The sequence below is a fragment of the Marinobacter sp. X15-166B genome, from assembly GCF_001752365.1.
In the GTDB taxonomy this organism is placed as follows: domain Bacteria; phylum Pseudomonadota; class Gammaproteobacteria; order Pseudomonadales; family Oleiphilaceae; genus Marinobacter.
Map to the genome: position 1 here is coordinate 209780 of NZ_MEIY01000001.1, position 18282 is coordinate 228061.

The 18282-nt window shown below is 61.3% G+C and carries 17 protein-coding genes; 12 read left to right on the forward strand and 5 right to left on the reverse strand.

Annotated elements, in window-relative coordinates:
• The first annotated feature begins 53 nt into the window (after positions 1-53).
• From BG841_RS00980 to BG841_RS01020, 11 genes are all read left to right on the forward strand, one after another.
• Positions 54-929 (forward strand): prepilin peptidase, encoded by an 876-nt coding sequence (locus BG841_RS00980; protein WP_070055953.1) that lies wholly within the window; start codon positions 54-56, stop codon positions 927-929.
• A gap of 95 nt (positions 930-1024) precedes the next feature.
• Positions 1025-1624, forward strand: coding sequence for a dephospho-CoA kinase (gene coaE, locus BG841_RS00985; protein WP_070055954.1), 600 nt, complete (start codon positions 1025-1027; stop codon positions 1622-1624).
• Positions 1625-1662: 38 nt separating this feature from the next.
• A complete protein-coding gene (locus tag BG841_RS17240; protein WP_228141557.1) occupies positions 1663-2508 on the forward strand; it encodes a hypothetical protein in 846 nt (281 codons plus the stop codon).
• The gene (locus BG841_RS17245) at positions 2508-2771 is read left to right on the forward strand and encodes a hypothetical protein (RefSeq protein WP_228141558.1); all 264 of its coding nucleotides are present in this window, start codon (positions 2508-2510) and stop codon (positions 2769-2771) included. Before BG841_RS17240 ends, BG841_RS17245 begins: the two co-directional genes overlap by 1 nt.
• Positions 2768-3514, forward strand: coding sequence for a tRNA (N6-threonylcarbamoyladenosine(37)-N6)-methyltransferase TrmO (tsaA, locus tag BG841_RS00995; protein WP_070055955.1), 747 nt, complete (start codon positions 2768-2770; stop codon positions 3512-3514). Before BG841_RS17245 ends, tsaA begins: the two co-directional genes overlap by 4 nt.
• 36 nt (positions 3515-3550) lie before the next feature.
• Positions 3551-5896: a hybrid sensor histidine kinase/response regulator gene (locus BG841_RS01000; RefSeq protein ID WP_228141559.1), complete on the forward strand. Its 2346-nt coding sequence runs from the start codon at positions 3551-3553 to the stop codon at positions 5894-5896.
• Complete coding sequence (gene yacG, locus BG841_RS01005; RefSeq protein ID WP_070055956.1) at positions 5897-6088, forward strand: DNA gyrase inhibitor YacG; 192 nt, start codon at positions 5897-5899, stop codon at positions 6086-6088.
• Between the two features lie 111 nt (positions 6089-6199).
• Complete coding sequence (locus tag BG841_RS01010; RefSeq protein ID WP_070055957.1) at positions 6200-6754, forward strand: YfaZ family outer membrane protein; 555 nt, start codon at positions 6200-6202, stop codon at positions 6752-6754.
• A gap of 124 nt (positions 6755-6878) precedes the next feature.
• Entirely contained in the window at positions 6879-7067 is a 189-nt protein-coding gene (locus BG841_RS17575; protein ID WP_322853349.1) for a hypothetical protein, read from the forward strand.
• Entirely contained in the window at positions 7051-7797 is a 747-nt protein-coding gene (locus tag BG841_RS01015; RefSeq protein WP_322853350.1) for a glucosaminidase domain-containing protein, read from the forward strand. Before BG841_RS17575 ends, BG841_RS01015 begins: the two co-directional genes overlap by 17 nt.
• Before the next feature lie 46 nt (positions 7798-7843).
• The gene (locus BG841_RS01020) at positions 7844-8782 is read left to right on the forward strand and encodes an acyltransferase (RefSeq protein ID WP_070055958.1); all 939 of its coding nucleotides are present in this window, start codon (positions 7844-7846) and stop codon (positions 8780-8782) included.
• On the opposite strand, the gene BG841_RS01025 is transcribed toward BG841_RS01020, so the two are convergent.
• From BG841_RS01025 to zapE, 4 genes are all read right to left on the reverse strand, one after another.
• Positions 8726-11440: a LuxR C-terminal-related transcriptional regulator gene (locus BG841_RS01025; protein WP_228141695.1), complete on the reverse strand. Its 2715-nt coding sequence runs from the start codon at positions 11438-11440 to the stop codon at positions 8726-8728. The two genes, BG841_RS01020 and BG841_RS01025, sit on opposite strands and share 57 nt — an antisense overlap.
• Before the next feature lie 187 nt (positions 11441-11627).
• The gene (locus BG841_RS01030; RefSeq protein ID WP_070055960.1) at positions 11628-12989 is read right to left on the reverse strand and encodes a DUF1329 domain-containing protein; all 1362 of its coding nucleotides are present in this window, start codon (positions 12987-12989) and stop codon (positions 11628-11630) included.
• 32 nt (positions 12990-13021) lie between these two features.
• Complete coding sequence (locus tag BG841_RS01035) at positions 13022-14920, reverse strand: DUF1302 domain-containing protein (RefSeq protein WP_070055961.1); 1899 nt, start codon at positions 14918-14920, stop codon at positions 13022-13024.
• A gap of 436 nt (positions 14921-15356) precedes the next feature.
• Positions 15357-16457, reverse strand: coding sequence for a cell division protein ZapE (gene zapE / locus BG841_RS01040; protein ID WP_070055962.1), 1101 nt, complete (start codon positions 16455-16457; stop codon positions 15357-15359).
• 269 nt (positions 16458-16726) lie between these two features.
• On the opposite strand from zapE, the gene BG841_RS01045 reads away from it, so the two are divergent.
• Positions 16727-17161 carry a YhcB family protein gene (locus BG841_RS01045; RefSeq protein WP_070055963.1) on the forward strand — a complete coding sequence of 145 codons (435 nt, stop codon included), beginning with the start codon at positions 16727-16729 and terminating at the stop codon, positions 17159-17161.
• Positions 17162-17192: 31 nt separating this feature from the next.
• Here the strand turns inward: BG841_RS01045 and BG841_RS01050 are convergent, their stop codons facing one another.
• The gene (locus tag BG841_RS01050) at positions 17193-17936 is read right to left on the reverse strand and encodes a Nif3-like dinuclear metal center hexameric protein (protein ID WP_070055964.1); all 744 of its coding nucleotides are present in this window, start codon (positions 17934-17936) and stop codon (positions 17193-17195) included.
• Positions 17937-18282 lie beyond the last annotated feature (346 nt).

The window sequence follows — 18282 nt, forward strand, 5'->3', positions numbered from 1 at the left end:
ACAGACTTAAGTCTGTCCCCGGTTTTCTTCTACCTTAAGGCTTTATCGTTCTGATGCTTGATCTCAATACGTTTGTAAACACGCCGTGGTTGCTCTATACCGCGGTGGTGCTGGTTTCTTTATGCGTGGGCAGTTTTCTGAATGTGGTGATTTTGCGCCTGCCGAAGATGATGGAGCAGGACTGGCGCTGCCAGTGCGAGGACCTGCTGGAGGTGCCGGAGGCGCAACGGGTCAAACATACGCCAGTCACTCTGTCGTCGCCGAACAGCAGTTGCCCCGCCTGCGGCCATGGGATCAAACCCTGGCAGAACATTCCGCTGCTCAGCTATCTTTTGTTGAAAGGCAAATGCGCCGCCTGCCAGACGGCAATTTCCCCCCGTTATCCGCTGATCGAAGTGGCGACCGCGGTGCTTTCAGTGATTACCGTGCTGGCGCTGGGGCCTTCGGTTGCCGGGCTCTGGGCGCTGGTGCTGGTGTGGGCGCTGGTGGCGCTGACGGTGATTGATTTTGACACCCAGTTGTTACCGGACAGCATGACCTTACCGCTGATGTGGCTGGGGTTGCTGCTGAGTTATTTTGGGGTGCTTGGCGAGTTTGACAGCGCGTTCTGGGGGGCGGTGGCCGGCTATTTATCGCTGTGGTCGGTGTACTGGCTGTTCAAACTGGTGACCGGTAAGGAAGGCATGGGCCACGGGGATTTCAAGCTACTGGCGGCGCTCGGGGCCTGGCTGGGCTGGAGTTTGCTGCCGGCGGTGATTCTGTTGTCGTCGCTGGTCGGCGCGGCGGTTGGTATTGCGCTGATGGTGTTCCGCAAGCATGGCCGGGAAGTGCCGATTCCCTTCGGGCCCTATCTGGCGGCAGCGGGGGTGCTGTGCCTGTGGTTCGGCCCGGAGATTCAAGCCCTCTGGTTTGGGTATCTGGGGGTATAGTAGCCGGGGGCGGGCTGAAGCCAGTCCCCTGATGCGTGTAGTATGTCGAGGACAGACTTAAGTCTGTCCCCTGCCAGAAGTAAAAGGGGTCTGGATTGGCGATTGTTGGGCTTACCGGCGGTATCGGCTCGGGGAAATCCACCGTGGCGGGGATGTTTGGCAACCTTGGGGTGCACTGGGTGGACGCGGATGTGGTCGCCCGGGAGGTGGTGGCGCCGGGCACCGCAGCGCTGACAGCCATTGCCGGGCATTTTGGGGCAGACATTCTGACGGCAGACGGCGCCCTCGACCGGGCGGCACTGCGGGGGATCGTGTTCAATGCACCGGACGAGCGACGCTGGCTGGAGCAGTTGCTGCACCCGTTGATCCGCGAGGAATTGCTGCGCCAGCTGCAACCGCGGGATTACCCCCTGCCCTACACGCTGCTGGTCACGCCGCTGTTGCTGGAGACCGACCAGCACGAACTGGTTGACCGGGTGGTGGTGGTGGACGTCCCGGAAGCGACCCAGATCGCCCGCACCATGGCCCGCGACGCCAATGACCGCGCTCAGGTGGAGCGTATCATGGCGGCCCAGCTGCCCCGGGAAGCGCGCCGCGCCCGGGCCGATCACATTATCGACAATGACCGCCCCCTGGCGGACGTGGCGGAACAGATTTTACGTTTGCATCGGCAATTTGTGGCGGCGTTCAGCTAGAATAACGGGACACAGCCACCGTTCCCAAGAAGGTTCACTTGAGAAATCAGTCCGCCGCCCGATTCCTACGCTGCCAGCTTCCGCTCTGGCTCACCCGGTTGCTGGCGTGCCTGTCCGGTCTGGCCGTCAACTCATTGGCCTGCGCGGATGAGATCATCTCCTTTGCGCCGCCACCCGCCCGGGTACTGCTTTCTGTCGACTCCATTCCGCCCCATTTTTACGATTTCACCCCGGACGAACACTGGGCCGAACCCCTGGACAGCTACTGGCTGGGATTCAGCAACTGGGTGCTCGGGCAGCAACGCACCAATGCCCAGATGGTGCAGGCGTTCGGCGAGTGGGCCGACCGCACCCTTGCCGGCAGCCCCATCGCCGTGCCGGGCAACAGCAGCTATCTGCGTGTGGGCTTTGCCACCGAATCCCGTTACCGGGAGCTGGCCGGATTCAAACCCGAAGCCCGCTTCCGTCTGGATGCGCCCACGGTCAAGGAAAAACTGCGCCTGGTCATCGAAAGTGAGAGCGACGAGCTGATCCCCCAGTCAGAACGACGCCGCAGCCGGCAATTGACCGAAGACGAGCGCACTTCCACCGGCGCTACGGGCGCGCTGCGTTACCTGTCCGATATCGGCGACGCCATCAACCTGAGCACCGATCTGGGGGTTCGCTTGCGCTTCCCCGCCGATGCGTTCTGGCGCACCACCGCGCGCAAACAGTGGGTCCTGGATGAGCACTGGCTGATGATTGCTGACCAACGGTTTTTTATTTTCATCAATCCGGCTGGGGCGAGCGCAGCTGGCTGGGGTTCGGCCGGCCAATCGGCAACGGCTGGCATTTTCTGGCGTCGTCCGAGCTGGAGTGGGTCCACCGGGACTCGGAGTTTGTGATGTCGCAAAATTTCAATTTCCACAAGCAGCTGAGTAACCGGGCCAGTCTGAACCCCCGTATTGGTGCGCTCGGTGAAAGCAAACCCAACTGGCGCTCCACCGCCGCCTATGGGGATATCACCTTCCGCTACCGCCTTCACGGCGACTGGCTGTTCGGCGAGATCATCCCGGCGATCGAGTTTGTGCGGGAGAACAGTTATAAAGACGAGGCCTCGCTCCTGTTGCGGATGGAGCTGTATTTTTCCGGGAATCTGAACCGATGAGCCGCCACCCTTCCAGACCGGCCGCCGACGCCCTGACCCTGACCCCCATTGCCATTACCCGCTCCTGCTTCAAAGACAAGTTCGGAGTGCCGCGCCAGCCCGGACTGACCCGCCACGCCTGGGCTGAACTGTGCATCCAGCCGCCGTTTGATCGGGAGGACGCCTTCCGGGGGCTGGAAGCCTGCAGCCACCTGTGGCTGACGTTCCAGTTTCACCAGGCCATCCGGGCGGAATGGCGGCCGGTGGTGCGCCCCCCCAGGCTGGGTGGCAACCAGAAAATCGGGGTATTTGCCTCCCGCTCCCCGTTCCGCCCCAACAGCCTGGGGCTGTCGGTGGTCAAAAACGAGGGCCTGGTGCGGCGCGACCAACAGCTGATCCTGAACATACGCGATCACGACCTGATTGACGGCACCCCCATCCTCGACATCAAGCCTTACCTGCCGTTTGCCGATGCGCTGCCGGACGCCCGGCTTGACTGGGCTCAGGCAGCCCCTGCCGAGCAACTACCGGTTCATTTCAGCGCCGAAGCGGAGCGGCAGCTGGCGGCACTGCCCCCGCAACGCTACCCGGATCTGCGCGGTCTGATCAACGATGTGGTCAGTTACGACCCGCGCCCCTCGTTCCGCCGCGGCCGGGACGAGGACCGGATTTACGGCGCGCATTTGTACGATTTGAACGTGCGGTTCCGGTTCCTGGCGGTGGACGGTGCGGCGGCAGGTGTCGAGGTGCTGACGGTCTGTTAGACTGCTGGCCGGGGTTGCTCAAAAGGACCGTACATTTTGCCATTGATCGGTACGTTTAAAAAAATCGGTGTCCGCCCACTGGCCGCGCGGCTGCTGGTGTATGTGCTGCTGTTCAGCCTGGCGCTGTCGCTGTTGGCGACCGGCCTGCAACTGATGGGGGAACTCGCCAGCCGCACCACTCATCTGGAGACCATCCAGCAGCGGGCGGTGGACCTGACCGCCGGCAACCTGAGCCATGACATCTGGGTGCTCAATTACAGGGATGCCGCCAGCACCCTGGACACCCTCCTCACCCTGCCCAGCATTCAATTCGCAAGCCTCGCCATCAGCGACGAGGAACGCCTGTCCGCCGGGAGCGTTCCCGCCGGCCGCCACGTAACCCAAACCTTTACCCTTACCCGGGCCCTGCCCAGAACCGGGCAACCGATCAACCTGGGGGAGCTGACTCTGGTGTCTTCGCTGGAGCAGGCCTATCAGGATCTGCTCAGCCGGGCCCTGTATACCTTGCTGTTCCAGTCGCTGGTGGTGATGCTGGGCTCCCTGGGGCTGCTGGCCATCGTGCGGTTCACGCTGTCCCGGCACATGGAGGCCATGGCCCGCTACGCGGCACGGCTGAACATGGACGCACTGATCGAGCCGCTCCAACTCAAGCGCAAACCGCTGAAACACTCCGACGAGCTCAGCGAAATGGAGCAGGCCCTGAACACCATGCGCCAGCAATTGCTCAACGACGCCGACCATCTGCGGCAGAGCACCCGCAAGTCCGAGGATGAACGGGATCAGGCGGTGCGCGCCAACCACGCCAAAAACCAGTTTCTGGCCAACATCAGCCACGAACTGCGAATCCCCCTGCAATCGGCCCTCGGCTACGCCAGCCTGCTGGCAGAGACCCGGCTGGATCAGGAGCAGCGGGAGTACGTGCACACCCTGCAGAACGCCACCGAGAACCTGTCGTCCATTGTTAACGACCTGCTGGATATTTCCTGCATTGAGGCCGGCAAGCTGGAGCTTGACGAGATAGCGTTTGATCTGCGGGAAACCCTGAATGACATGGTGCACATGCTGGGCTCCCGGGCCCGGGACAAGGGTCTGGCGCTGGAATTGCGGGTCGATGAAAACCTGCCGTTCCGACTGATCGGCGACCCGGTGCGGTTACGGCAGATGCTGATCAACCTGACCGTCAATGCCATCAAATTCACCGATTCCGGCCACGTGCTGATCAGCGTCGAGGTGCTCGGTCGCCAGGGCGAGGACGTCCGTTTGCGTCTGGCGGTCGAGGACACCGGCGTGGGCATTGATCCGGACGATCTGCCGCTGGTGTACGAACCCTACATGCAGCTGGGGCAGCGGTTCCAACGGCAATTGCCCGGCGCCGGGCTGGGGCTGACGATTTGTCGCCAGCTGGTCACGCTGATGAAGGGTTCCCTGCACGTAGAGAGCCTGCCCGGTGAGGGCAGCACCTTCTGGGTGGAGGTGACCCTGGCCGCCGCGGCCGACGGTGCGACCCGTTGCAGCCCGGATACCCGCATGGTCAACCGGCGCCGAATTCTGGTGGTCGATTCCTATGAGTTGTCCCGCAAGATCACCCTGGAGATGCTGTCTCGCCACGACGTAGACATTGAAGCCGTGCGCTCGGCCGCGGATGCGCTGGCCGCCCTGCGGGCCTCGGCGGATACCGGGAACGTGTTTGACGGGGTAGTCCTGGATGGGTTTGTGCCCGACATGGACAGCGATTTGCTGTGTCAGCAGATTCGCAGCAACCCCGACTGGCGCAACACCCGCCTGCTGATTCTCTCCTCCAACCCGCAGCGGGGCGATGCGGAATACTTCCGTCAGGCCGGCGCCGACGCGTTTTTGAGTAAATCCCTGCGGGAATCCTGCCTGGCGCCGATGCTGCACCAGTTGTTTGCCGACGCTGCCAACGAGGACCGTCAGTTCCTGACCCGTTTCTCGTTGCAAACCGACACCCTTCAGGAGCGGCGCAGTCCGGTTGCCAGCCGTCAGTGGCGTGTCTTGCTGGTGGAAGATAATCCGGTGAACCGCACTTTGTCCCGCCGCCTGCTGGAAAAACTGGGCTGCGAGGTGATGACCGCCAACGACGGTGAGGCGGCGGCGAGCCTGTGGCAGTGGCACCCATTTGATATCATCTTTATGGACTGTATTATGCCCAGAGTGGACGGTTTTGAAGCCACCCGCCGGCTGCGGGCCTGGGAACAGGCAGAACAACGCACCCCGGTGCCGGTGGTGGCGTTGACAGCCAGCGCCACGGAAGAAGATGAAGAGCGCTGCCGTCTGGCGGGGATGGATTCCTTCGTCGCCAAGCCGGTTAATATCGATATGCTCCGGGCGGTCCTGGAACAATACGCTGAGGTTGTACCCTGAATGCTTGTTAATTGCCCTACCTGTAAAAAACCCTGCGAATGGGACACCGGCAACCCGACCCGCCCGTTTTGCAGCGAACGCTGCAAACTGATTGATCTCGGAGCCTGGGCCAACGAAGAGTACCGGGTACCGGCGGAAAACGTGGATCCGGATGACCTTGATCAGGGCAATCACCACCAGGACCTGCACTGACCGTGCAACCGGCGTGGGAGGAACAACTTACACCCTTGTAAGTTGAGCCCCTGCCCCGGCGCGGCTACTATGCCGCCATCAACCCAGTTTACTAACCAGAAAGGAAACAGCATGAAGCACTGTCGTATTCCGCTTGTTGCCCTGTCGTTGCTGGCAGCTCCGGTATTCGCCTCAGACTTTGACCTGAGCCTGACCAACGATTCCGTTAAAGGCCAGGTAAACTTCTTTGAGTCCCGGTCGGATCTGCAGCTGGGTGCCGGCTACACTTACCACGAAGGCGGCCGCCACATCGGCAATGTGGATTTTCACGCCCAGGGGCGTACTGCGCTGGGCAACCTGCCGACCACCGCCGGGATCGGCATGCGTGCGGTGGGCTGGGACGATGACCGGCTCGACGGCGGCGCGGTGGGTCTGGGCGGCTTCGCCACCGTCAATATCCCCACCCTGCCCGGTTTTTCGGTCCACGGGTCGGCCCACTATGCCCCCAGCATTCTGTCCTTTGGCGATACCGACAGCCTCACCAGTCTGGAGCTGCGGGCCAGCTACCGGGTCATCCGCAATGCGGAACTCTTCGGTGGCTACCGCTATCTGAAATCCGACTTTGACGGCCCCGGCAGCATCAAACTCGACAAGGGGTTGCTGGCCGGCCTGAAGATCTATTTCTGACCCCAGACGGGGAGCGACCGATGCCCCCGCGCGGACAGGGGACAGACTAGAGTCTGTCCCCTTTGCCATCACCGATTTATAACCTGTTATAATCGCGACATGTTTTTTTCAGATGAGGGGCTCCATGTCCGCCTGCAGTCGCGTTTTTTTGCTGTTGTTTCCGTTGCTTTGCTTTGCCCTCTGGGGCACCTATTACCGCCCTGCCCCCAGCGAAACGAAGATCGATGCGCCGGTGCTTGCCAGTCTGCCCCCCCTGCCGTCCTGGGCCGGGGCGCCGTTGCCGGACTTTTCGGTGATTGCCGACACCACGTAAAAAAAAAGCCGCGTTCTTCTCCTTCCTCTACCCCCGTATTGTACTGGCCAACAGTCGCATCTTGCTGGAGCGCGAGTACCTGTTAACGCTGCAGAACAAAGCCGGGCTCACAGCGGCCGAGCAGGCGTGGCTGTCGGCGCAAGCCCAACGTTTGCGAGTGGACGCGGCTCTGGCCAGTGACGCCATGTTTACCGCTCTCGGGCGGCGGCTGGACACCATGCCGCCGTCGCTGGTGCTGGCGCAGGCGGCCAATGAATCGGCCTGGGGCACGTCCCGGTTTGCCCGCGACGGCAACAATCTATTCGGGCAATGGTGCTTTTCCAAGGGCTGCGGCCTGGTGCCCACCGGCCGGGTAGCAGGCGCCCTCCACGAAGTCGCCCGCTTCCGCTCACCTTACGAATCGGTGCGCGCCTACATCCAGAACCTGAACCGCCACACTTCCTACCAGCACTTGCGCGAGTTGCGCGCACGGCACCGGGACGAGGAACGCCTCGCCGACGGTGTTACACTGGCGGCGGGGCTGATGAATTACTCCGAGCGGGGCCAGCCCTATATTGATGAAATTCGCAGTATGATCCGGTTTAATAACCTGAGTTTTTATGACCAGCAATTTGCGCGGAGCGTTGCGGGTGTGCAACCGCAGACACTGACCCGGCTGGTTACCGCGGCCCGCTCCGCCGACCTCTTGCCCAGGGTCGAATCTGCGGATGCCCCGGCGTCCGAAGGTTAACAGTAACCGATTTTACCCAGCATCATTCTGATCCGGAGACCCCGACATGCTCAGTTTTTTGCCAGCGCCGATAAAAGGTGGCCTTGCCGCGCTGCTGATCCTGTTCCATACGTTACTATTTTTCCCCCTGTTACTGTTGCTGGCCTTGGTCAAACTGGTGGTGCCCCTGCCCCCGGTGCGCAAGGGCTGCACCATCGGCCTGAACATCATTGCCAGCAATTGGGCCAGTTTCAACAACCTGATCACCCGGCTGCTGCACAACATCCACTGGGACATTCGCGGGGTGGAGCATCTGACACGGGATCACTGGTATTTTGTCACCTGCAACCATCAGTCGTGGACCGACATTCCGGCGATCCAGTTCGCGCTGAATCGCCGCATCCCCATGCTGCGCTTCTTTCTCAAAAAAGAGCTCATCTGGGTGCCGCTGCTGGGAGTGGCCTGGTGGGCGCTGGATTTCCCGTTTATGCACCGCTATTCCCGGGAGCAGATCGCCAGGCGCCCCGAACTTCGCGGTAAAGACCTGGAAGCCACGCGCCTGGCCTGCGAAAAATACCGACACACCCCGGTGACCGTGTTCAATTTTATGGAAGGCACCCGGCTGACCCCGGCCAAACAGGCGGCCCAGAAATCGCCCTATAAACACCTGCTGAAACCCAAGGCGGGGGGCTCGGCGTTTGTACTCGGTGCCATGGGGGACACCCTGCACACCATGCTGGACATCACCATCGTGTACCCGGGCCAGCATCGCATTGGCATCTGGGATTACCTGTGTGGACGCATCACCCACATCATCGTGGATGTGCAAACCGTCGAGATTCCCCCACAATTTCTGGGCATGGATTACCAGAACGACCGTCAGGCGCAGAAGGCCTTCATCACCTGGGTCGCCGACCTCTGGAGCGCCAAGGACCAGCGCATTGAGCAGTTAAAATCCGGGGAGGATACCCAGCTCGCGAGCGCGGACAATCGCCTGGGTGCGTGAGCGGACTTCGAGCTTGGCGTTGATGCGGCGCGCGTGGGTCTTCACGGTGTGCAGGGAGATATGCAGCTGGTCGGCGATGTCCTGATTGGACAACCCCATGGCGATCAGTTCCAGTACCCCCAGCTCACGCTCGCTGATGGGCTCGGCCAGTGGCGCGGCACCGTCTGCCGCAGTGGACAGGTTGTAAAAGGTGCGCAACTGGTCGGTGAATCCGCTGGCGGGCATGGTGGCCAGCGCCGGCGCCATCACCTCCGCCAGTTCCTCCCGCAGTTCCACAAACGGGCTGAGGTAATGTTCGGTCTCGGCCTCGCGGATCTGCTGCACCAGTAAGGCTTGTGCTTTGCTTTTGGCCCCCTGCCGGCCAGTCAGGGCCACTTCCAGTAACCCCAGATGCAGGGCCAGCCCCGCCGGCTGGTCCTCCACGACACGCAGACCGGCAAGCTGGCTCGCCGCCAGTTCCAGCTGGTCCGTCGCCAGCGACTGGCGAATTTCCAGGGTGTCCAGCATGCCGGGCAGCATGGGAAACAATTCCGGCACATAGTGATTGTCGGAGTATGGTTTCAGGGTGATTAACGCCTGACGGACGCTTTCGCTATAACCGAGTTGCAGCCAGCAGCTGGTTTTCAGCGCCTCCAATACGGGCACATGAAACGCATCGTCCACATGCCAGGCGTGCATGGTGCGCTCGGCGTGACCAATCCAGGAAAACGCATCCTCCAGGTCGCCCCGTGATTTGGAGATCAGCACCCGCAGGGCCAGCGCCATCAGCAAGGACACGTCCCGGTTTTGTTCGGCGTGGCGGATCACCTTGACCAGCAGGGTATCCGCCTCGTCGATCCGGCCCTGATGCCAGAGCACCAGCACCAGGTTGAGTTGCAGACGGATTTCTCCGGCCCGCAACGGCCGCTGGCTGTCACTGATCAGGGTGTCGAGCCCGGTACGCAGCAATTGTTCGGCGTAACGCAGGGCCCCTTTGCCCAGCTCGATGCGCGCGTGAGTGTAGACGGCGAGCACTTCGGAGCCCAGATCGCCGCTCTGCCGGGCCAGCTTTGAGGCACTTCGGCTGTCGTTGCGGGCTTCCTGAAAGCGGCCCTGCACACACAGCACACTGGATTTGACCAACAGAGAGATGAGCCTCGCGTGGGTGGACAGTTCGGTAAATTCCAGTGCTCGGGACGCCTCTGTCAGCGCCTCATCGACCCGGCCTTCCATGCGATTAATAAACGCCCGCAGCGCGCACAGGCGGTCTTCCAGACTGGCTTGCTCCGCGGGCGTCAATCCGGCGAGCAGCGCCCGTGCTTCCGTAAACTGCCCCCCCAAAGCATGCACCCAGCCATAGACGATTCTGAGTCGGGGGCTGCGCTGGATCAGCCCCGCCGGCAGTGACTGCCGCAGCCGCAACAGGGATGCGGTGTCCTGACTCAACAACAGGGACTCCGAGCCTTCCGAGGCCACACGGATGGCCCGCGCCACCTGGCCGCTGATCAGTGCGTACTGTAAGGCTTCGGTGAACATCCCCTGCTGTTCCAGCCACTCACTGGCCAGCGCGGCACGCTGTTCCCGCCCGGCCGGCGCCAGCAACCCCAACCAGGCCCGCACCAGCGGATTGAACCGGTACCAGCGACCCCGACCGGCCGCCGTGCGCAGGGGCAGCCCCCGGGCCACCGCCGCGGACGGCCCCAGGGCGGTATCAGCAGGGGCGTCCACCACCGCGGCAAACAGCTCATCGGACAGGTATTCAAGCTCCGCCATGATCTGCAGTGATTGCCGCTGCGCCGGGGTCAACAGAGCGAACACACAGTCGTACAAAAACCGGTCGACGCTGGTGGCTTCATGCAGGGCCTTGCGGTGCACCTGGCGCGCCACCAGCTCTTGCCGGTAGAGCGCCAGGGGGGTAGGCCAGCCCTCCGTCTGGCTGTACAGGTTCTCGATGGCCACCTGGGTCAGCAGGTTGGCCTGTAAATCCGGGGCGAAGAGCGCAGCGGTTTCGGTGCGTGAAAACTCCAGCTCCTGGGAGCCGATGCGCACATAGCGCTGTTCGAGTTCGAACCGGTGGGTACTGAACGGCAGCGGCTTGCGGGAAATCAGCACCAGCGCCAGGGTATCCGGGAGTTCGGCGAGCAGAAACTCCAGCAACTCCACCAGTGCGCCATGCTGCAACCAGTCGATGTTATCCAGAACCAGGATTCTGTCCGCCAGCTCACCTTCGGCGGTGGCAGCTGCAAATTCCTGCAACAGCATGGCCAGCGCATCCAGCGCCCGGCCCTGACGGTGATCGGCCTGAAAGCGGGTGTGTTCCGGCGCATCACCCAGCGCCAGACGCAACAACCCGAGAAACCGGAAGGGGTCGTTATCGTGCTCGTTCAGGGTCAGCCAGCGGGTTCGGTCGGCCTCAGCTCCCTGCTCTGTCGAGGCAAAGGCCGCGCAGGCGGTCTGAGTTTTGGCATACCCGGCAGGCGCCTCCAGATGCAGGATGCCACCCGGCCTGGCCGCGGCCCGCAGTTTGTCCAGCAACAGGGGGCGCGCCAGAAAGCCGGCCACGGGTCGGGGTGCTTTGATGCGGTGCTTCAACAGTTCCCAGACCAGCTCCGCGGGGCTGTCCTGGCCCAAAGCGCCAAGCGCAGGTCCGTCGTTGGCTGCTGATTTCTCATCAAACACGTTCAATCACGCCCTCGTTCAGTAGCTTGCAGGTCCGGATACGCCTTTAGTATGAGTCTGTTAGCAAATTAGACCAGACAAAGCAGGGATCTGCAAAAACATTGACGGGAGATTGATACGTGGGTCAATTGCCCATAAAAAAACGGCAGGCCGAAGCCTGCCGCTAATCCAGTTCGGTGGGTGCCTGTTAACGGGTACCGGAACGGCGCAAAGCGGCCGGCGTGTAGTTGCGTTTGGTGCGCTGGATGCTGAACTGGTACGGGTTGGTCTCTTCGTTGGTCAGACCCAGCGCCAGATAACGACCGGACAGCAGATCGTAGAGCACTTCGATGGCGTACCAGGGGACGTCCTGATCGTAAAACTGCATGCTGTGCGCCTCGGCCACGCGCCAGAGTTCGTCGCGACCGTCGTAATGATCGATGACCACCGCTTGCCAGGTGTCTTCATCGAAATATATGTCCCGCCTGGCGTAGATATGCCGTTCGCCGCTCTTCAGGGTGGCGCGCACATGCCACACCCGGTGGAGTTCGTAGCGGGTTAACTGCTGATTGATGTGACCGGCTTTGATGATGTCCTTGTAGCTGAGATCACGGTCGGCCAGTCGGTAGGAGTTGTACGGGATGTACATTTCCTTCTTGCCAACCAGTTCCCAGTTGTAGCGATCGGGCGCGCCGTTGAACATGTCCAGGTTGTCCGAGGTGCGCATGCCATCTGCGGCCGTACCCGGACCGTCGTAGGCCACCTGCGGGGCGCGGCGGACGCGGCGCTGACCGGCGTTATAAACCCAGGCACGACGGGGCTCCGTCACCTGATCAAGAGTTTCATGGACCAGCAGTACGTTGCCCGCCAGACGGGCCGGAGCGGTGATCGACTGCTTGAAGTAGAACAGCACGTTCTGGTCTTCATCGGGTTTGAAGTCGGACAACCCGGTACGCCAGGTCAGCTCGTCCTGAAACTTGACCACACTGTAGGCCCCGTTTGCCTGCGGCGTTACCTGACCAATGTTACGCAGGACCGAGCCGCCCCGGTAACGGGTAATGTGGTTCCAGACCACCTCCAGGCCATTTTGCGGAATGGGAAAGGGCGCCCCATTCTGGTAATTGGCCAGGCCATTGCCATCCTGGATCAGGGTCGTTTGGGTGGCGTTGGCCACCGTCTCGTCCATGATCGCTTCGGGGTAACGGGCGGTGCGCCGGGTCTGGTAGACCGGTAGCACGTAATCGCTGTACTTGCGGATCATGGCGACCTGCCCCGGGGACAGATTGTCGGCGTACTGGTCGACGTTGCTCTGGTCGATCACCAACTCGGGCTGGTCGCTGGCAAACGGATTGATATAAATGCCGTCGTTGTTGTAGCCGGCGGGGGCTTGCTGCAGCCCGCCGGTCCAGGCCGGGATGGCTCCGCCGTTACCGGCTTTCTCGGCCCCCATCGGGGTCAGGGTATCCCCCAGCTTGGCGGCCTCACTGGCCGACACGGCTGCCTGGGCACTGCCGGCAAACAGGGTCGCGGCGAGTATGCCGGTTGCTATCAGATTGGTGTTTCGCTTCATGTAAATTACCTCGTTCAACGAATTCGTGGCGATCAAAACGCGTAGGAAACACTGGCGCTGATGAAATCCCGATCGACGTTTTCGTTATAAGGCGTGCCGCCGAAGAAATTAGTGTAACCGATGGTTCCGGAATACGCATTTTGGTAGGTGCCGGTCAACGACACCCCGATGGCCTTGCTGCCTTCGATGAAGTTACCCCCAGGCTGAGGCGCGTAGCCTTTGACATCGTGGTTCCAGGCCAGCTGCGGTGCCAGGTTGATACCGGCAATGGCACTGGGGTAATCCCACACCAGGCGCGCCCGGTAGCCCCACGAGAAGCTGGTGGTGAAACCGTCGTTGGTGCAGTTGGCGGGGTTCAGGTTCAAACCGGTCGACTCCCCCGGAATCGCTTTACAGATGTCGTTACCGCTGCCATCCGCCAGGGTGCCGATACCGAAGTTACCGGAGCGGCCATAACGGGCTTCGTCCAGATCAGGCAGGCCGTGCACATAGGTGGCGCCCACCTCGGTCACGAACGACAAGCGACTGGCCCCCATGACCTGATCGAAGAATTTGATCAGCGTGAACTGGGCCTGAGACACCTTGAAACGGTCGTACCCATCCACCGCCCGGCCGGCTATCTTGCCGTCCAGTTCCTCGAGGCGCTGTTGCTCCAGTTTACTCACCGGTTCGCCCGTCAGGGGATCACGCAATTGCAGACCACCGTAGATCAGCTCAAACGCGCTCCACTGCAGGGGTACGTTGTCGCGGAAACTGTATTCGCCGCCCAGCGACCAGCCACCCGGCGTCGTGGTGTTGATGCTGATGCCGTACAGGTTGATGTTCTCCGGGTATTCAATGAAGTAGCTCGGGAAGCGTGTATTGGGCTGATTCGGGTTGGTGTCCTGCCCGCTCACCGGCGCGGAGGGGTTGTTCACCACCCCGCTGATGTAGGGCAGACGGCTGTTGTACTTGATGTAGTACAGGCCGATTTCGGAATCGTTCAGCGCGGGCACGTACCAGCGCAAGGCCACCCCGAACTGGTCTTTCTCATCGGGTTCCTCATCACCGACACGGGGGGCGATAAACCCCTGGGCGAAGGCTTGCGAATCAGGCAACTGACCGGCCAGCAGGACCGGGCCACAGCCATCGGACACAAAATCAACGGTGGAGAAGAAAGTGCCGCAATCGTCCGGCCGGGTGGGTTCCCAGTCGGTCTGTACAAACGCTTCGACGGTGACGTTCTCGGTCACCCCGGCCGACAGATAGAGCATTTCCACCGGCAGCAGGGCTTCTTTCAACTGGGACCCCGGGGCACGGAACGCGGGCACGTCCACGGGGTTGATGCTGTTGATGCCCCCCTGGATAAAGGTGCTCTCACCCCAGCTGACCACCTGATTACCGTAACGCACGCTCAGCGGCACCTCCCCCAGGTACCAGTCTGAAAACACATAGGCGTCCAGAAACTCGGCCCCGGAGGCGTTCGCCCGGGCGGCCGGATTCAGCCGGCGGCGCTGGCCCACGTCGTCGAGGGCGCGGCGCTCGTCTTTGAGTTCGAAGTCATACCAGTAGCGTCCTCTGACCAGCCCCCCCACCCGGGTGAGCAGATCGCCGTTGACGTCGTGACTCAGGAACAACTCACTGGTGCCTTTGACGATCTTCGATACCGTGTCGCCCTTTTTGAAGTTCAGGTTGCCGTCGTCAAAGTTGTTACTGGAGGAGCCTGTGGTGGTGCCGGCAAACTCTGGCCCCAGGTTGCCCTGGGAAATCAGACGCTTGTTCGGGTTTTCCGTGCGCCAGGTAGCACCGGCGGACAGGGTGGTATCGAAGGCGGCTTCCACGTCTCCCAGATAAAACGAAAACGCTGACGCCTGACCGGACAGCGTGGCGGCGACCGCGACCGCCAACGGCAATCTTGCCCACGGCTGCCCGAGAAGTGTTTTTCTTGTCATTGGAAGGCTACTCCATTTGTTGTTCTGAGTCGGTGCTCTGTTTATTGGTGTTCACGAAATTGGAGGCTTCATGCACAGTGCTATTGATGTTGGCACTATAACCAACGCCCGTATGCGCTTTGATCAGTCAAAAGTATGATTTTGTGCTAATTGCACCGGATTTCCTCGCGCCAATCACTATAGACAACATTCGGTTGCGGAACCAGCGGGGCTGATTGACCGCAGTAATCCCTCCCCCACTCCCCCGCAAGGGGCGAGGGGAGTACACACTTAAAGCCTGAGGCGATGCATTAGCCCCTTGGCCCCTCTTCTACAGAGGGTGAGGGGAGCAAACACCCAAAGCTTGAGGCAGTGCATTGGCCCCTCGCCCCTGGCGGGGAGGGGTTGGGGAGTGGGGGGGTGAGAATAAAGGCCCCTCAGAGAGTGGGAACCTGCACTAGGGTTTGTGAGGCGCTTGCAGGTACTCCTTTGACTGCATTTCCAGCAGCCGCGATTCGGTGCGTTCAAACTCGAAGGCCAGCCGTTCGCCCTTGTACAGCTCGGTAATCGGCGCCTCGGCGGCGATGATAACCTTGACGCTGCGGTCGTAAAACTCGTCGATCATGTTGATAAAACGGCGCGCCTGATCGTCCTTGCGGCTGTCCAGTATGGGCACATTGCTGACCAGAATCGCATGGAACTCACGGGCCAGCTCGATGTAATCGTTCTGACTGCGGGGACCGTCGCACAGCTCGTAAAAATCGAACCAGACTATGTCATCCGCGTGCTCGAGGGCTTGCAGTTTGCGGCCATTGATTTCCAGTTCGAGGGCATGGTTTCCGGCGTCCAGCGCGAGCTGATCGTAGCTTTCGCGCATGCTCAGATCGGCCCCCTCCCCCAGCGGATAATGGAACAGCTGCGCCTGCTCCAGGGACCGCAGACGGTAGTCGACGCCCCCGTCAACATTGACCACGTCGGTGTGTTTTTTGACCAGCTCGATGGCCGGCAGGAAGCGGGCCCGTTGCAAGCCGTCTTTATAGAGGCCGTCGGGAACGATATTGGAGGTACACACCAGGCTGACCCCGCGCTCAAACAGCGCTTCCATCAGTGTGGCCAGAATCATGGCGTCACCGATGTCGGAGACAAAAAACTCGTCAAAACAGATCACCCGGGCTTCATCGGCCAGACGCCGGGCCACCTGCTGCAGCGGGTTCTTTTGCCCCTTGAGACTGGCCAGTTCCTGATGCACCCGCTGCATGAACCGGTGAAAATGCACCCGCATCTTGCGTTCGAACGGCAAGGCCTCGTAAAACGTATCCATCAGATAGGTCTTGCCGCGCCCCACCCCACCCCAGAAGTACAACCCCTTGATGGGTTCACGCTTGCCGGTTCTGCGTATTGAACTCCGCAACCGGCTGAGCCGGTTGCGGCGCTGGCTCTCGGCCGCAACCAGTTGATCGTAGAGGGCCTGCAGGCGACGCACGGCATCTTCCTGCGCTGCGTCCCGGAGAAAATCCGGCCGGGTCAGGTCTTGCTGGTAACGCTCCCAAGGTGTCATCAAGCATACTTCCGAAGTTTTATGAACGAACAGAGTTGAGGCAAGCGGGGCTCTAGGCCCGGTAGATTACGCCAAATTAACGGTGGGCTATTGTCGCTGATTTTCATGGCAATCGCCACGCCGGGGCAGGATTCGCCGGCGCGGTAAATAACTATTTTGAAGAACGGGGCAATTGGCTTAAGCTCTATCCATGGGCGTCTCGGCTCTGCAAGGGTATACTTGAGGGCGATCGTTCAGCCATTTCAGCAAACCAAAGGACTAGACAGCGTATGACCAACCTGATTCTGGCAGCAGTTGCAGCATTGATTGTGGGCGTCGTTATCGGTGTGTTTGTCGGCCGCTCCGGGCAAGGCGCCAATTTGCGTCAACGCAGAACCGAGCAGCAGATTGATGAACTGAGAAACGAGTACACTCGCTATCAGGCCCAGGTAAACGAACACTTTATGGAATCTGCACACTTGCTGCGCCGGTTCAATGACACCTACAGGGATGTGAACGAGCACATGGCGCGCGGCGCCAACCGTTTGTGCAACGACGAGGACTGGCTCGAAGAGCTGGACGTAGACAGTCCCCGCGCCCGCCTGGAAGCGGACCCGGACAAAACCGCTGCCGAGCCGCCCAGAGACTACGCACCCAAATCGGATCCCGCCGAAAAAGGCACCCTGGCAGAAGATTTCGGTTTGCGGGAAAAAGCCAAGGCCTGATGGCCTCGGCCCCGCTTGCCATCAGCGGCCGTTACACCGGGTTGTCGCAATCGATAAACCGGTGTGCCAGCCCGAAGTGGGCGGCCAGCGCCTCCCCCAGCGAACGCACCCCGTAACGCTCGGTGGCGTGGTGACCGGCGGCGAAGTAGTGGATTCCCGCCTCCCGGGCAAAGTGCGTGGTCGGCTCGGAGATTTCGCCACTGATGAATGCATCCAGCCCCGCCTGTTGGGCCTTGCTGATGTAGCCCTGCGCCGCCCCGGTGCACCATCCCAGGGTTGAGATTTTATCCGCCCCCCGGCCCACATGAAGCGGCACCCGCCCCAGCGTCGCCGCCAGATGCTCACTCAACTCCGCCACAGTCAGTGGCTTGGCCAGCTCACCCTGCCACACCAGACCATCCAGGGGGCGCGCATGCTGAATACCCAGCACCTGCGCCAGCTGGCGGTTATTGCCGTGCTCGGGGTGGTCGTCCAGAGGCAGATGGTAAGCCACCAGATTGATGTTGTGTGTTAACAAGGTGTGGATGCGGTTGCGTTTGATGCCCACCACCCGCTGGTCTTCACCCTTCCAGAAATAGCCGTGATGCACCAGCAGCATGTCGGCGTCGGCGGCAACAGCCGCGTCAATCAGCTCCTGCGAGGCGGTGACCCCGCTGATCAGCGTCTTGACCTGCGCGGTGCCTTCAACCTGCAGCCCGTTGGGGCAATAATCCTGGAAGTTGTCCGGGCTGAGCCAGGTGTTCAGGGTTTCAAGGATGTCATTACGGGATATCACGGTTTGACCTCATTCAACAGAAGAAGTGACGCCCTCTCCCCTCGCTGGAGAGGGCTGGGAAAAGGGGCGAAAACTCACGACACCGCCACAGACGCTCCCCCACTCCCCAACCCCTCCCCCGCCAGGGGCGAGGGGCTACTGCACTGCTTCCGGCAGTGGGTGGTTATTCCCTGTCCCGCAAGGGGCGAGGGGAGTATATTGTGCCCCTCGCCTACCGGCCGTCTGGGGCGTTTGTTTGCCCCTCACCTACCGGACGTCGCGGGAGTTTATCTGCCCCCTCTCCCCTCGTGGGAGAGGGCTGGGGAGAGGGGCGAATGCTCACTACACCGCCACAGACGCTCCCCCC

Bases quoted from the DNA above. Each gene is read 5' to 3' on its own strand.
- BG841_RS17575 (WP_322853349.1), top strand. From the start codon at position 6,879: ATGTCCGCCTGCAGTCGCGTTTTTTTGCTGTTGTTTCCGTTGCTTTGC.
- BG841_RS01045 (WP_070055963.1), top strand. From the start codon at position 16,727: ATGACCAACCTGATTCTGGCAGCAGTTGCAGCATTGATTGTGGGCGTC.
- BG841_RS00980 (WP_070055953.1), top strand. From the start codon at position 54: ATGCTTGATCTCAATACGTTTGTAAACACGCCGTGGTTGCTCTATACC.
- BG841_RS01020 (WP_070055958.1), top strand. From the start codon at position 7,844: ATGCTCAGTTTTTTGCCAGCGCCGATAAAAGGTGGCCTTGCCGCGCTG.
- BG841_RS01035 (WP_070055961.1), bottom strand. From the start codon at position 14,920: ATGACAAGAAAAACACTTCTCGGGCAGCCGTGGGCAAGATTGCCGTTG.
- BG841_RS17245 (WP_228141558.1), top strand. From the start codon at position 2,508: ATGTCGCAAAATTTCAATTTCCACAAGCAGCTGAGTAACCGGGCCAGT.
- BG841_RS01010 (WP_070055957.1), top strand. From the start codon at position 6,200: ATGAAGCACTGTCGTATTCCGCTTGTTGCCCTGTCGTTGCTGGCAGCT.
- BG841_RS01030 (WP_070055960.1), bottom strand. From the start codon at position 12,989: ATGAAGCGAAACACCAATCTGATAGCAACCGGCATACTCGCCGCGACC.
- tsaA (WP_070055955.1), top strand. From the start codon at position 2,768: ATGAGCCGCCACCCTTCCAGACCGGCCGCCGACGCCCTGACCCTGACC.
- zapE (WP_070055962.1), bottom strand. From the start codon at position 16,457: ATGACACCTTGGGAGCGTTACCAGCAAGACCTGACCCGGCCGGATTTT.
- yacG (WP_070055956.1), top strand. From the start codon at position 5,897: ATGCTTGTTAATTGCCCTACCTGTAAAAAACCCTGCGAATGGGACACC.